Here is a 13,765-nt window from a genome sequence, read left to right as displayed (position 1 = left end):
GCAGGTGAGGGGCATCGTCGCAGACCGGCGGGCTGGAGTTAGCGGCGGCTGTGGGCGCGCGGCCGCGAGGCGGACTCGATGCGGCTCATCGTCGCGCCGGGGCGAGCTAGCGGCGTCGTGTGCTGGAAGCCGTGCCCTGCGGCGTCCAGCTGGTGCAGGGCGTGCGCGAAGTCCTCGACGGCGGGATGAGATGCCCACGGCTGCGCCTGGCGGTGCAGTTCATGGGCGCGCTGGTAGACGGACAGGATGGGTGGGGCGTCTCGGTGGGTGGCGAGAGCCCGCTCTCCTAGGATCATGGCGTGCTCGATCTCCGCGTTCGCGAGTTGGGCCGCGGCCAGGTCCAGGGTCACCAGAGTGCGGCTCCACGCGGAGTCGGCTGCCTCGATGGCGTCGGCGATCTCCGTCTCGTAAGCGAGCAAGTCACCTTCGCCGAGGGAGACATGCGCGGTCAGCGCGTTGGCGAGGGTGCGGGCCCGCCCGTAGGGGGCGAGGCTGATGCACGGGGTCAGGCCAGTGCCGAGCCCGTGTTCTTCGCTCAGGCGCAGTGCCTCTTGGATGTCGTCTGTGGCGCGCGGGTCGCCGAGCTTGGCGAGGGCCCGCGCGGAGCCGTTGGACAGCAGCCGCACCGCTTGTGGGTGATGCGGGGCGAGCGCGATGCCGTCGCGCGCGTGTGTGACGGCTCGGTCGTACGTGCCCTGGTAGTAGGCGGCGAGGGACAGGGTGCCGTGGACCCACATCATGGTGGCGGTGTCGCCGATGTCGTCGGCCAGGGTGAGCGCGGCGGTGCAGTAGGCGGTCGCGTAGGCGGGACGGCCGGCGTTGACGGCCATGTATCCCAGGACAGCGGAGGTCTGTGCGAGGAGCCGGAACAGGTCGGTGTGGACGGACGCTGGCTGACGCCCCTGGGCCAGGGTGCTCAGGGATCGGCGTAGCTCGGCCGCAGAGTGTGCCAGGCACAGAGGGCCGGTGGGGCCGTCCGCCTCGTAGGATTGCAGGACGTCGTGAAGGGCGAGTTCGACCAGGTCGAGTGACTGCCGTGCGGTGTTTGTCTCCATGACGCGGGAGAGGTCGGCGGCGATTTCGGCCGGTGTTTCCCACGCCGTCGCGGTGCGCGGGGCAGCCGTCGTCTTGCCGGGAAGGGCTACCGGAGAGAGGTCCGGGGGGACGCCGAGTCCGTCCAGGAAATAGACGATCTTCTCGTAGTCCGTGAGGTTCCTCTCGCCGAGGGCCAGCCGAGACACGGTGCCCTGGTGCAGGCCGGTCAGTTCGGCGACGTGCCCCTGGGTGATGCCGTACCTGCGTAGTTCGCGCACGATCGCCCCGGCGTCGATCGGGAGCGCCGCCAGAGCGTCCCGCATCTGAGGGGTCGCCCAGATGTGTGGAGAGATCGGCGTTCGATTGCCGGCCACAAATTTCCTTCCGCCCGTTTACGCAGGCCCGCACGTTATGCCCAGAGGCATACGCCCGTAGGCGTGGAACTGGCGACATGGTGCTGATTGGCTCACCACCAGTCAACTTCGTTGATCACAAGACACGTTGCTGTGGCCGGTAGTCGCCGAAGACGAGGGGGGACGGATGGCCGGGACCGCATGGACGTTGCCGGAGGTGGCAGCCGTCCTCGAGGACCGCTACGGCCTTCGACACGTCGCCATCACAGCCCCGTTCTCCCAGGACGGTCCGCACGGTCCACTGGCTGAAAACGGGCGCTGGAGAGTAGATCCGGCGCGCGGTATCGGCGACGCCTACGAACTCGTCGCCTACCCGCCCGAGGCCGTCAGCGACGCCACGGCGGTGTGGCATGCGGCCGCGTTCCTGCGCGCCGCCGACATCCGCATCGAGCAGGCACGGCCGGACCAGCACCAACGTCTCGTGTCTCTCGGCGACGACGGCACAGCATGCGCGCTCCTGGCCCGCCCGCGGGGAAACCCTTCACACGGGACACTCACCAGCGTCCAGATGTCCCTGGCAGGCATGCACCTGGGGCGAGTGCACCGCGCGCTCGCCGCGTATCCGAAGCCGTCACGCACCGAGCTGGGCTGGCTCGACAAACCATCGGATGAGGTGCTGGCCGACCAAGGCAAAGCAGACCGGGCGCTGAACGCAAACTCACAGGACAACGGCCGCGTGCTCCAGTTGACGTCGATGCGGCGTGAGACCGTTGCCGCGCTGGCCCGCCTGCGCCGGCGGGTCGCACTTCTGTGCCCGACGCTGCGAGACCGCGCCCAGACCCTTCACGGGGCCTGGGAGCCCTCCTCTCTGTACTGGGGCATCACGCTGACGGGGATCGGCGCTCCGCGCCCGTGCACCGGGCACCCTGCCTGGGAGCTCGCCCGCATCGCGTTCCATCCGCAGTCCCTGTGCCGCAATCCGCGGTGGCTGCACGACGCAGTCGAGATGGCACGTCAGTACCACCGCAGTCACCCCTCCGGCCTGCTCCGCCCTGAAATCGCCGCCCTGGGTCGGATCGCGGCCCTCGACCTGCTGACCCGCCCTGTCGGTGACAGCAAGAGTGCGTGGCGCGCGTGGCTCAACGCCCTCACCACGCTGCTTGCTTACCAGACCCAGATCGAGAAGGCCCTCGTGCGCGCCCACCCCGCCTGACCTCCACACCGCCCCTGTCCGGATAAGGACCACCCCACTGATGACCCCCCATGCCAGCCGCCGTTGGCGCGGCCTGTCACCGTCCGCCCTGCTGCCGCCCCTCAGGGTGCGGTGATGCGGCGCTCGTACGATCCTGCCGGCCACGACCACGCCCTGCGAGCTGCCGTAGAGGACCTGGCGGCGCACCGCTGGACCAGCGCCCGTGACCTGCTGGAGGGCCCTGGCTCCTGGGCGCGGCGCACGTACCGCTCCCAGGTCCTGGCGGCGGCCGCCGCCGAGAGCACCGTCGTAGACGCCTGGGTAACCGAGGAGCCCACCAGCTACACCGCCCTGCTGCTGCGCGCCCGAGTGGCCGTCCACCGCGCTCTGCGCGCCGGACGCATGGGCCACCCGCAGGCTGTGGCGATGGAGGCGCAGGCCCGCCGCCTCAGCAGCCAAGCGGCCTCCGCCTGGATCGAGGATCCGGTGCCGTGGGTGTGCCTGCTGGCCTTGGCACAGCTCGACATCGCCCGCTCCCGGTCGGAACACCAGGTGCGGCCTCCCGAGCCGCTGCTGCCCCACGGTCCCTGGTCGCTGCTGTACGAGGTCGAGCGGCGTGATCCGTACAACCGCGAGGCATACCACCGGCTGCTGCAGTTCGCGCACGCGATCGGCGCTCCCGCCTACGACGTCGGCACCTGGGCGGCCTCGCACGCTCCGGCGGGATCCCCGCTGCACCTGCTGCCGGTCTACGCCCTGGTGCCCCAGGAACGTCTCCATGCGAGCTATGCACTCTGGCGTCACGAGTGGTCGCAGGACGGCATCCGTCGCGTCATCCAACAGGCCGACCGGAGCTGGTTCCTGGAGTGCGACGAGCCGCGCGGCCAGTGCCTCATCGAGGACCTGAGCCATCTGGCGCTGAGCCTGTGGGCCTCTCGCGACCACCAGGGCGCGGATCGCGCGTTCGCGGCGATGGCTCCGTACGCGTCGCGTGAGCCCTGGCGGTCCATCGCCGACGGCAACTCGGCACAGGCCGCACACCTTCTCGACCAGGCGCAGGCAGAGGCGCGCAACCTCGGCCGGAGCGCCGCGGGCCATCCGGCCCCATCCGCACGTCCCCGACGACTCTTTGGAGGTTCTTCCGCATGAACGACATACGCTCTGGCCGAGCCGGCGCCCTGGACGCGGACGCCACCCGGCTCCGAGAGCTGGGCTATAAACCGGTGCTGCACCGCCGCATGTCCGGTTTCGGTAACTTCGCCATTAGTTTCTCCGTGATCAGCGTCCTGTCGGGCTGCATGACCCTGTTCGGATTCGGTCTCGGGCACGGCGGTCCCGCCGTGATGTTGTGGGGCTGGATCGCGGTGGGCGGTGCCGTCATGCTGGTCGGCGCCTCGCTCGCCGAGGTCACCAGCGCCTACCCGACCAGCGGCGCCTTGTATTTCCAGGCCGAGAAGCTCGGCGGGAAGAACGGACGGCGCTGGGGCTGGTACACCGGGTGGCTGAACCTGCTCGGCCTGCTCGGCGCGATCGCGGGCATCGACTACGGGTGCGCCCTGTTCACCGGCGCATTCCTCAACCTGCAGTGGGGCATCACGCCCAGCACCGGCACGATCATGGTCATCTACCTGTGCATCCTGGTCCTGCACGCCTCCTTGAACCTCTTCGGCGTGCGGCTGGTGTCCCTGCTGAACTCGATCAGCGTGTGGTGGCATCTGGTCGGTGTCGCAGTGATCGCAGCGGCCCTGCTCCTGTGGCCCGCCCACCACCGCAGCCCGCACTGGGCATTCACGACCCTGGTCAACGACACCGGGTTCTCCAGCCCCATCTACGCCGCCGCTCTCGGCCTGCTCCTCGCCCAGTACACGTTCTGCGGCTACGACGCGTCCGCGCATCTGTCGGAGGAGACCAAGAACGCCTCAGTGACGGCGGCCCGAGGCATCGTGCGCGCGATCGGCTGGTCCTGGCTGGCCGGATTCGTCCTCATCGCCTCCCTCCTGCTGGCCATCCAGGACTACGCCGGCACCCAGGCCACTGCAACCGGGGTACCCCCCGCGCAGATCTTCATCGACGCGCTCGGGCTGGGCGCGGCCAAGGTGCTGCTCTTGGTCGTCATCGGCGCCCAGCTGTTCTGCGGCAACGCAGAGACAGCCGCGGCAGCGCGAATGGTGTTCGCCTTCTCGCGCGACGGCGCCCTGCCCGGCTCCCGTCTGTGGCGCAAGGTCAGTGCCCGCACCGGAACACCGGTCGCCGCGGTGTGGCTCTCGGTCGGCGCCGCCGCGCTGCTCGCCGTGCCGAGTCTGTACTCGGCCACCGCGTACGCGGCTATCACCAGCATCAACGTCATCGGGATCACGCCGGCGTACGGCATTCCGATCTACCTGCGCTGGCGGAAACGGCGCACCTTCAAGCGCGGCCCGTGGAACTTGGGCCGCTGGGGTGATCCGGTCTCGGCCTTCGCCGTCGTATGGATCGCAGCGGTCACGATCCTGTTCCTCCTGCCTCAGAGCAACCCGATCAACGTCGACACCTTCAACTACGCGCCGATCGCACTCGCCGTCGTGCTGCTCATGGCGTGGTTCTGGTACCGCGTCGCCGGTCACCACAACTACAACCTGCCGCCCGAGCGGTCCGGCTCAGGCAAGGACGCCGACCCCGACTACGAGACGATCTGAGATGCCCGACCACCAGCTCACCCCGGCCGCCGAGCACCGTGCCGGCGGGCTCTCCAGACGACGCCCGCCCATCACACTGGACGACCTGAAGCAGCGGGCCAGAAGCACCGAGCAGCCGGTCGAGTCTGTGCTGCTCACGGTAGTGGACCCGCATGGCCGCCCCAAGGGCAAGCGGTACGGCATCCGCCACTTCCTGGACCATGTCGCCACACAAGGTGCGGACATGTGCGGGTACCTGATGGCCAGCGACGGCCACAACGTCCCCGTCACCTCCTTGGCATCGTGGAGGTCCGGGTTCCCCGACGTTCGCATCAAACCGGATACGAACAGCCTGCGTCCTTGCCCCGGAGAACCGGGAGTTGTGCACTGCTTCGGCCGCGCCATGACCCCCGAGGGCGAGTACCTCGACGTCGACCCGCAGACCATCCTCGCCAACCAGCTCGCACGGCTGAGCCGACTCGGGTACGGGCTGAAGATCGGCCTGGAGACTGAGTTCATGCTCTACCGCGGCACCCGCGAGGAGCTGCACGAGGCCGGCTACCGCACCCCGGAGCGGGTCGCGACCCGCGACCTGGACTACTCGACGGCCGCACCATCCGTCCTGGACGACTACTCCGCGGAACTCGCGCGCGCCCTGGACGCCTGCGGGCACCCAGTCGAGGCGATCAAATACGAGGGGGCCCCAGGGCAGATCGAGGTCACCTTTCCTTACGGTGACGTCCTGGACGCCTGCCACACCCACATCCGGTTCCAGATGGCCGCGACGCGCCTCGCCGAATGCCGGGGCCTGACCGCCTCGTTCATGGCAGCCCCCGAGACCGGGGTCGCCAATGGGCTCCACCTCCATCTGTCCCTGTGGAAGGCCGACGACCGGCCGCTCCTGGCCGAGCACGCGGACGGGCAGCTGCTTCAGCGGACGGTGGCCGGCCTGCTGGGCGCCCTGCCCGATCTCATGCCGCTGCTGGCCCCCACCCCCAACTCCTACCGCCGTCACCGTCCCGGCTCGTTCGCCCCGACCGCGTTCAATTGGGGCTGGGACAACCGAGGTTGCGCGGTCCGGGTCGTCGGCAACGGTGACGCCCAGCACTTGGAGGTCCGTCTGGCGGGAGCCGACGCCAACCCCTACCTGCTCGTGGCCGCGGCCATCGCAGCGATCGTGGACGGCCACACGGAACACGGAAAGTGCCCAGACCCGGTCGCAGGCAGCGGATACGACACCGACGACAGCACCCCGCTGCCGCGCACCCTGTACGACGCCACCGCCCGGTTCGAGAACAGTGACCTAGCCCGCCGCGCTCTCGGGCACAGCGCCGTGACGCACTACACGGCCCTCGCCCGGGCCATCGACGACGCGCACCACCAGCAGGTCAGCGACATCGACCGCCGACATTTCCACACGCTCGCCTGACCGCCCAGCCTGCCACTCCGGCCGCACCGCACGGCACCCCCTCGGTGTAGCCGCCTCCACCAGCCCCGCAAGCACCCCTTCAGCACACAGATGGGTACCTCCATGCCTAATACCGGACACCCGGCCCTGCAGCACCTGCCCCCGCGCCTGCCCTCGACGAGCGAACTGGCCGCCGCACTGAGCGATCTCGCCTCCCGGCTGCCCGAACGCTGCCGCCAGCGGACGATCGGACGAACCCGTTCGGGCCGGGCCCTGGAACTGCTCACCGTCGGGCACGGGCCGTGCCACGTCCTCGTCATCGGGATGCCCCACCCCAACGAACCCCTCGGCCTCGCCACGATCGCGGCCCTGGCCGACCACCAGGCGCACCACCCCCACGACTTTCCCGATGTCACCTGGCACTTCCTGCCCGCCCTCGACCTGGACGGCGCTCTTCTCAACGAGACATGGTGGACGGCAGGGGAGGAGCTGACACTGGAGAGCTACCACCGCGGCTTCTACCGTCCGTCCCAGGACACCCAGCCGGACTGGACCCTGCCCCGCCCCGGATTCACCGCACCGCTGCCCGAGGCCCTGGCCGTCCAGGACCTCATCGACGAGATCCGCCCGACCGCCCTGGTCGACCTGCACAACTGCGACACGAAAGGCGCCTGGCTCATCGCGGGGCACGACGACGCCCGTCTCGTCTCCGTCCTGGACAAGGCCGCGCACGCCAGCCGGATCCCGGTCGACGCGGCTCCCTCCGACGCGCTTTCCTGGACCAGTCCGGGGCCCGGCGTCTTCGTCCTGCCGCCCGTGCAGGATATGCAGCCCACCGCGCCCGGACGGCGCCCGTTCGGTGCCAGTCCTGCCCACGCCGCGCTCGCACACGGCGCCGAGCTCGTCCTGATGCCTGAAGTGCCCATGTGGGCGAGTCAGATCCACCAGCTGTCCGCCGAGGCGGCGGCCCACCGGCTGGAGACCGCGGTCGATGCCTTGCGCCCGGTCGCTGACCGGTTCACCGAGCAGCCTGGCGACCCGTTCCTGACGGCGGTCAACGACTCGCTCGGCATCATGACGCAGACCGCCGCGAAGTACCGCGCGACGGCCGCGGCCACCGGACAGGACATCGCATACCTCTCGCCGCTGAGGGCCGCGGGCATGCTCCTGCGCGAACTGCGCAGGCAACCCGTCCCGGCCGCGCACGCGGCCGCCGAGATCGAGGTGCACTTCAGCGCGTGGCTGGCCGAGACTGAGCGGGCTCTGCGCCCCCAGCCGCTTCCTCTGGCAGCCAGCGCCGGACTGCAGATCAACCTGATCACAACCGCCCTTCAAGAGATCGTCCCCTCCCCACGCCGGACGCTCCAGTGACGCGCACCGGCACCCACCACACACCACGGCACCTGGGATCCGCCCATACAGATCAGTGAGATTCACGTACCCACGTTCCAGGGCGAGGGCAGTGACGCAGGCCGGCATGCCCTCTTCGTCCGCACCTTCGCCTGCGATCAGACCTGCACCTACTGCGACACCGCCTACACCTGGGCCGTCACGCCGGAACGCGCCAGGTTGACCCGCAGCGGCAACCTCTACGACGCCGCGGACCCCCTCCACGGGCGTAAGGACATGTCCGGCGACGCTGTCCTGGCCCAGCTGGAGGCCCTGTGGGACATACGGCACCGGCCCACCCTGATCGTCATCACGGGCGGTGAGCCGATGCTGCAGCAACCGGCGCTCGTCCACGTCGCCCCCGGCGCCCAGGAGATCGAGGAATGGACCGGGGCCGCCTACGCCACGTCGCGCGGCGAGATGCGTCTACGCGGATCGCAACTGCGTCCCGTGGACGGTGTGAAGGAACTGCTGGACGCCCTGTACTTCAAGGTGGCGTTCGAAGCTCGGAGCGAGCTTGCTGATCTGCCGAGTACAGCGGGTGGCGCCGATCCGGTGGGAGAGGACTAGGGCTTCGTGGGCGGTGGCAGCGCTGTGGTCGATCTCTCCTTGGCGTAGGAGGGTTTCGGCCTCGTAGGCGAGGAACACTGCGCGGGTCTTGTCACGGGAGGTCGGCAACAGCGCGACGCCTTGGGTGATCTGGTGGAGGGCGGGGCCGGTTTCGCCGAGGTCGATGAGACAGCGGCCGGAGTCGACTGCGAGGTCGGCCGGGCTCATCCACGAGCACCAGGCCGGCGGGGCGGCGGCGGCGGTGCTGAGGGCGTGTTCCGCGGCGTCGAGAGAGCGCCGGCAGCCGCGGGCATCGCCGTTCATGGCCAGGGCCCGGGCTTTGCGCAGGTGGAGCAGGGAGCGGGCGGTGGAGTTCTGGGTGCGGGTCAGTGCGTGGTCGAGGACATCGACGGCAGGAGCCGCCTGACCGAGCCAGATGCTCTGGTAGGCCAGATCGGCCAAGACGCCCGCCCCGCGGTCGGTGTCCACTGCCTGGTGGGCTGCGTGGAGGGCGGCGGTCCAGTAGTGGCCGGCGGCAATGTGGTCTTCGTGGTCGAAGCGGTGCCATCCGATTGTCTGCGCGAGGCCGGAGGCGAGCTGATGCAGGCGGATTCCGGTGGCCTCGTCGTAGAGCGCGTTCTCGAGCAGACCGACGATGGTGTCGTAGTAGCTGTCGAGGAGTTGTGTGGTGTGCTGGCGGTCGGCGGTAGCCATGCTCGTGAGGTGCTGGACGCTGGTCTCGAGCCAGGTGACGAACTCCGAGGCGACTACCTGGCCTTCAGCAGCGGACGCCGCCAAGGCGGGGTCGAGGGTGGCCCACTGTCGCGCGAGCGTGGCGAGGGTTGCGGGAGCGAGTCCGATGAGGGTGCGGCGGTTGAGCATGGCGCGGCGTTGTGCCTCTCTGAGTGCGGCGACCGTCGCCCCGGTTCCCAGGGGGACGGGCGCCTCGTTTCCGGGCAGCCAGTACGGCCAGCCGAGCGTGGTGACCTGGTCGGGGCCGACGCCGAAGACGTCGGCGATCAGCTGCTGGTACCACAGGCCCGGCGGCCGGGCCCCGGGGCGCTCCCACACGGAGATCTGCTGCTTGGTCGTGCCAGCTCGCCGGTCGCGGCGGCGCGCCGCCGTCTTGATCCCGTCCGCGAGGTCGCTCTGCGACAGGCCGTGAAGGGACCGGGCGATGGCGAGAGGGTGCTGGGGGAGCGCGTCCACACGTCCATCACAGCACCCGACCGGCCGGCCGGGGACCGGATCGGAAGAGTCGCATGACCCCTGCATGACCTTCGAACGCTGGTTCTGTCAGGGCGTGTTGGGTCTACTCGTCTGCCCGGGCCGGCCGCCTTCGAGCAGGCCCAGAACAGATCGGAGGGCCGACGTGGCCGACGTGGTGACAGTCGCGCTGAGTGGCGCGGACAACACCGGCAAGACCAAGCAGCTCGGCATCCTGGCGCGCCGGATCGGCTCGGCGGCCGAGCCGACCGGTCCGCTGGACGCCCACGACACCCGCTGGGCCGGAATCAAGAAGAACGGCATGGGCACCTGGTGGTTCGACACCGGCCCCGTCGAGGAAGTCGCCAACGTCCTGGCTGCCTCCTACATCGAGCGCTCCCGAGGCGGTCCGGCGGCGGGTGTGCGGCTCATGGATCGCGGCATCCCGATGCTGGAGGCGTCCCTGGCCGCGACCGTCGCGGTCCGCGAGGACCTCACCTGCGAGCAGGCCGCCGAGCGAGCCCGCATGCTGCTGGAGCCTTACACCCAGGACCTGAAGACCGCCGAGGCTGCCGAGCACGGCGTCCTCCTCCTGCACCACGCCGACCCGGCGATCGGCACCACCCGGGCTCTCTCCCACGAGAGGAGCGTCACGTCCACCTACACCGCCTATCAGCGCCATCTGCATGAGCAGATCCACCGCCTGGTCGCCGAGGACCGCTTCGACGACGTCGTCGTCGTCGACGGCCGTCCCGTCGTCGCGGTCCAGGACGATCTGCGCCGCCGGCTGCACCCCCACACAGAGCTGGTGCCGGCCTCCTGTCTGCCGGGCGTGCGGATCGTCGCGCTCGGCGGCATGTCCGAGAGCGGCAAGAGCACCGCGGCGGAGTACCTGCGCACCCGCCACGGGTACGCCCGGCTCAAGATCGGCTACCTGATCGAAGACGCCGCCCAGCGAGCCGGGATCGACGACCCGTACGCCATCGCGCCCATCGTGCGTGCCGAGCTTCTCCTGGACGGCCTGGACCGGTACGCGGGCGCGCACCACTTCCACGACCGCTTCACCCTGGAGTCCCTCCACGAGTTCGACATCACCACAGAGCTGCGCCGCATGCTCGGTGATCAGTTGGCTATCGCCTACATCGACACCGCGGTCGAACTGCGGGCCGTGCGCGGGACCGCCGGCCCCCTGGATGTGACCGAACGGGACGAGGTGAAGGCGTCCCGGGGCGCGCCGGAGATCGCCAGCATCGCCGACACCGTGGTGGACAACAACGGCGGCCGCCTCGCGCTGGAGCGCCGGCTCGACCGGATCGCGCTGGATGCCGCATGGCCCACCATCGTCCCGGCCACCACCCCGGTAAACCGCCTTGGCCTGCCCGTCCCGCTGGAGGCGTTCCTGACCGCGCTCCTTGAGCGGACCACCAGCCGCGCTCAGCCGCTGATTGACCTGCTTGCGGTCACCGGCAGCGGCGCCCGAGGCAAGTACCAGCACGGCTGGTCCGACCTGGACGTGTTCGTCATAGCTGAGCCCGACCGCACACCGGACCTGCGTCAGGCCCTGGCCGAGGTCCAGAGCGAGCTCGGTGACGTAAAGCTTGGCCTGACCGTCCTGAACCAGGCCGAGTGCCGGGGCGGAGCGGTCACCTCACGTCTGCTGCACGTCCTGACCCTCCTCGGCGCCGGCTCCCTGCACCCGCTGTGGGCCCGCCCGGGCCTGACGATCCCCGCCCCGCCGCTCGCGGATGACGTCGCCGCAAGCCTGAAGGCCGGCGTACAGTCGGCCGTCGAGATCCGCCGCCAGCTCCTCATGGGAGCCCCGGACCTGCGAGCCCTGTTCAAGGTGACGGCGCTGCTCGCCAAGGTCCTGCTCCGCTTCGACGGCGTCGAGTGCGCAGGGGACTCCGAGGCCCTGAACCTCCTCATCCACCCCACCGGCGAGTGGCACGAGGACCTGGTGCAGCACGCTCGCACCGACCATGCCGCCGCTCAGACCCTCGCCCAGCTCGTCCTTGACCGCTGGATGGCCACCATGCCGCCCGTCGAGGCCGCGGCATGACCACCCACCCGTCAACACCCCACTTCCGCAAGACGCTCCGCACCGAGAAGGCAACGGCCGAGGAGTTCGGCTGGCTCCAGGTCGCTGGTCGCCTCCAGGTCCCCGCCCTCCTCGACCGCACCCGGCTCGACGCCCGCACCGACGTCATCACATACGAGAACGTTTTCACCTCCGGTCGCTGCCAGATGCTGCTCGGCGACCTCATCGCGCTCGCCGACCACGGCCGCGCCGACCCTGCCGACGTCGCCGACCTCATCGACGCCGTCTGCGACGACCTGATCGCCGCAGTCGCCGCAACCGGCCGCACCATGCCCCTTTCGACCTGCGTGCCCGCGCTGTACACCAACCGCATCCGTCCTAGTGGCCGCATCGACACCTGGAACCTGAGCCCGGACCTCACCCTTCCCGACTCCCACACCGGCGAGCGGATTCCAGTCGCCTCGCTCACCGGCTATTCCGCCGCCGTCAACGACAGCCCCCTCCGCCTCGACGTACCCGCCGCGATCGACGCCGCGCGCACCGCGCTTCACCCCGACAGCCAGTGGGCCACCGCCGTCACCCAAGGCGACCCGACCGAACCCAACATCGCCGCCAGCGCCTCCGGGGCGTGCTGGCTCGACTTCGAATACGCCGGCCGCAACACCCTGCCGGGCGAGATCGCCAACCTCTTGTGGTACCTCCTCGCCCTCGGCGGCTGGCTCGTCCCCACCTACCAGCCCGACGTCTACACCCGTACCCTGCCCCACCACCTCCCCCCGGTCGCGGCCCCCGCCGTCGAGCACGCCGAACTCTCCACCCGCCACCGCCGGTTGGAGATCCATTCCACCTGGCACATCGGCCCAGGACGGCACGCCGCCCTCACCCGTCTCCTCGCCCGCGTTACCGCTGACCTCGGCGACGCCGCCGATCTACCGGCAGACCGGCTGCCATCGCTCACCCCGTTCCTCACTCTCCGGATCCTCGGTGTCATCCCTCCCCACCTCCTTACCACCACCGACCTGCTGTTGGTCCTGGCCAAACTCGCCCAGGCCCAACACCTCCACGACGACACCGCGTTCACGTCCACCCGTCCCCTCGCCGCCCTCATCAGCCCCGTGGAGGCATCGTGACCACGCCCCTGCTCGACCTCCCCCTCACGGCCCGCCCGCTCCAGGGACGCGTCGCCCTGGTCACCGGCGCCGCGACCGGGATCGGAGCGGCCACCACCAGAGCGCTCGCCACCGCCGGTGCCACCGTCGCCCTCAGCCACTTCACCCAAATCAACGAAGCACGCAGCGTCCTGGCCGAGGTACGCCGCCTCGGATCCGACGGCATCGAAGTGAGCGCAGACCTCACCAACCCGGATGCGGTGGACCTGATGGTCAGCCAGGTGACCAGCGAAATCGGCCCGGTGGACATCCTGGTCAACAACGCTGGCGCCTACCCTCGTCACTCCTGGGAGGAGACCGACGAAAGAACCTGGGCGAGCGTTCTCGAAGTCAACCTGACCATCCACTACCGCGCCAGCCACGCCGTCACCCCCGCGATGGTTCGCCAGCAGTGGGGGCGCATCATCAACGTCTCCAGCGTCAACGCCCGCGCCGGACGCCCCGGACTGACGGCCTACAGCACCGCCAAGGCCGGCCTGATCGGCTTGACCCGGTCCCTGGCCAGGGAACTTGGCCCCCACGGCATCTGCGTGAACACTGTCCTCCCCGGCGCCATCCAGGTCGACGCCGAGAACGCCCTGCCCATCCACCACCGCGCACGGCCCGAAAACCAGATCGCCCGCCAGTGCGTCCCCCGCCGAGGACAGCCCGACGACGTGGCCGCCGCCATTGCCTTCCTCGTCAGCCCGTCCGCATCGTTCATCACTGGCCAGTCGTTGCACATCGACGGCGGCTGGCTCATGAACTAGCCCACCGCCCAGCCAGCAAGGGA

The 13,765-nt window shown here is 70.0% G+C and carries 10 protein-coding genes; 8 read left to right on the top strand and 2 right to left on the bottom strand.

Annotation, left to right across the window (positions count from 1 at the left end):
• Positions 1-38 precede the first annotated feature (38 nt).
• Positions 39-1,358, bottom strand: coding sequence for a helix-turn-helix domain-containing protein (locus ACZ4E1_RS29515; protein ID WP_467545099.1), 1,320 nt, complete (start codon positions 1,356-1,358; stop codon positions 39-41).
• Between the two features lie 217 nt (positions 1,359-1,575).
• Between ACZ4E1_RS29515 and ACZ4E1_RS29510 the strand changes: the two genes are divergently transcribed.
• From ACZ4E1_RS29510 to ACZ4E1_RS29490, 5 genes are all read left to right on the top strand, one after another.
• On the top strand, positions 1,576-2,601 hold the full coding sequence (locus ACZ4E1_RS29510; RefSeq protein WP_467545096.1) for an aminoglycoside phosphotransferase/kinase family protein: 1,026 nt from the start codon (positions 1,576-1,578) through the stop codon (positions 2,599-2,601).
• Between the two features lie 114 nt (positions 2,602-2,715).
• A complete protein-coding gene (locus tag ACZ4E1_RS29505; RefSeq protein WP_467545093.1) occupies positions 2,716-3,729 on the top strand; it encodes a hypothetical protein in 1,014 nt (337 codons plus the stop codon).
• On the top strand, positions 3,726-5,255 hold the full coding sequence (locus ACZ4E1_RS29500) for an amino acid permease (RefSeq protein ID WP_467545089.1): 1,530 nt from the start codon (positions 3,726-3,728) through the stop codon (positions 5,253-5,255). Before ACZ4E1_RS29505 ends, ACZ4E1_RS29500 begins: the two co-directional genes overlap by 4 nt.
• 1 nt (position 5,256) lies before the next feature.
• Complete coding sequence (locus tag ACZ4E1_RS29495) at positions 5,257-6,663, top strand: glutamine synthetase family protein (RefSeq protein ID WP_467545086.1); 1,407 nt, start codon at positions 5,257-5,259, stop codon at positions 6,661-6,663.
• Between the two features lie 102 nt (positions 6,664-6,765).
• Positions 6,766-8,013: a M14 family zinc carboxypeptidase gene (locus ACZ4E1_RS29490; protein WP_467545084.1), complete on the top strand. Its 1,248-nt coding sequence runs from the start codon at positions 6,766-6,768 to the stop codon at positions 8,011-8,013.
• Positions 8,014-8,457: 444 nt separating this feature from the next.
• Here the strand turns inward: ACZ4E1_RS29490 and ACZ4E1_RS29485 are convergent, their stop codons facing one another.
• Positions 8,458-9,789 carry a helix-turn-helix transcriptional regulator gene (locus tag ACZ4E1_RS29485; protein WP_467545082.1) on the bottom strand — a complete coding sequence of 444 codons (1,332 nt, stop codon included), beginning with the start codon at positions 9,787-9,789 and terminating at the stop codon, positions 8,458-8,460.
• A gap of 163 nt (positions 9,790-9,952) precedes the next feature.
• Between ACZ4E1_RS29485 and ACZ4E1_RS29480 the strand changes: the two genes are divergently transcribed.
• From ACZ4E1_RS29480 to ACZ4E1_RS29470, 3 genes are read left to right on the top strand one after another with little or no spacing between them, the layout of a single operon-like run.
• Positions 9,953-11,845, top strand: a complete 1,893-nt coding sequence (locus tag ACZ4E1_RS29480; protein ID WP_467545079.1) for a nucleotidyltransferase domain-containing protein — start codon at positions 9,953-9,955, stop codon at positions 11,843-11,845.
• Positions 11,842-12,954, top strand: a complete 1,113-nt coding sequence (locus ACZ4E1_RS29475; RefSeq protein WP_467545077.1) for a hypothetical protein — start codon at positions 11,842-11,844, stop codon at positions 12,952-12,954. The genes ACZ4E1_RS29480 and ACZ4E1_RS29475 overlap by 4 nt, the downstream gene beginning before the upstream one ends.
• Entirely contained in the window at positions 12,951-13,742 is a 792-nt protein-coding gene (locus ACZ4E1_RS29470) for a 3-oxoacyl-ACP reductase family protein (RefSeq protein WP_467545075.1), read from the top strand. The genes ACZ4E1_RS29475 and ACZ4E1_RS29470 overlap by 4 nt, the downstream gene beginning before the upstream one ends.
• The last annotated feature ends 23 nt before the right edge of the window (positions 13,743-13,765 follow it).

This window comes from Streptomyces sp. NPDC025806, assembly GCF_055558275.1.
Note: the sequence above shows the minus strand (reverse complement) of the source record. Positions and strands in the feature narration are given on the sequence as shown.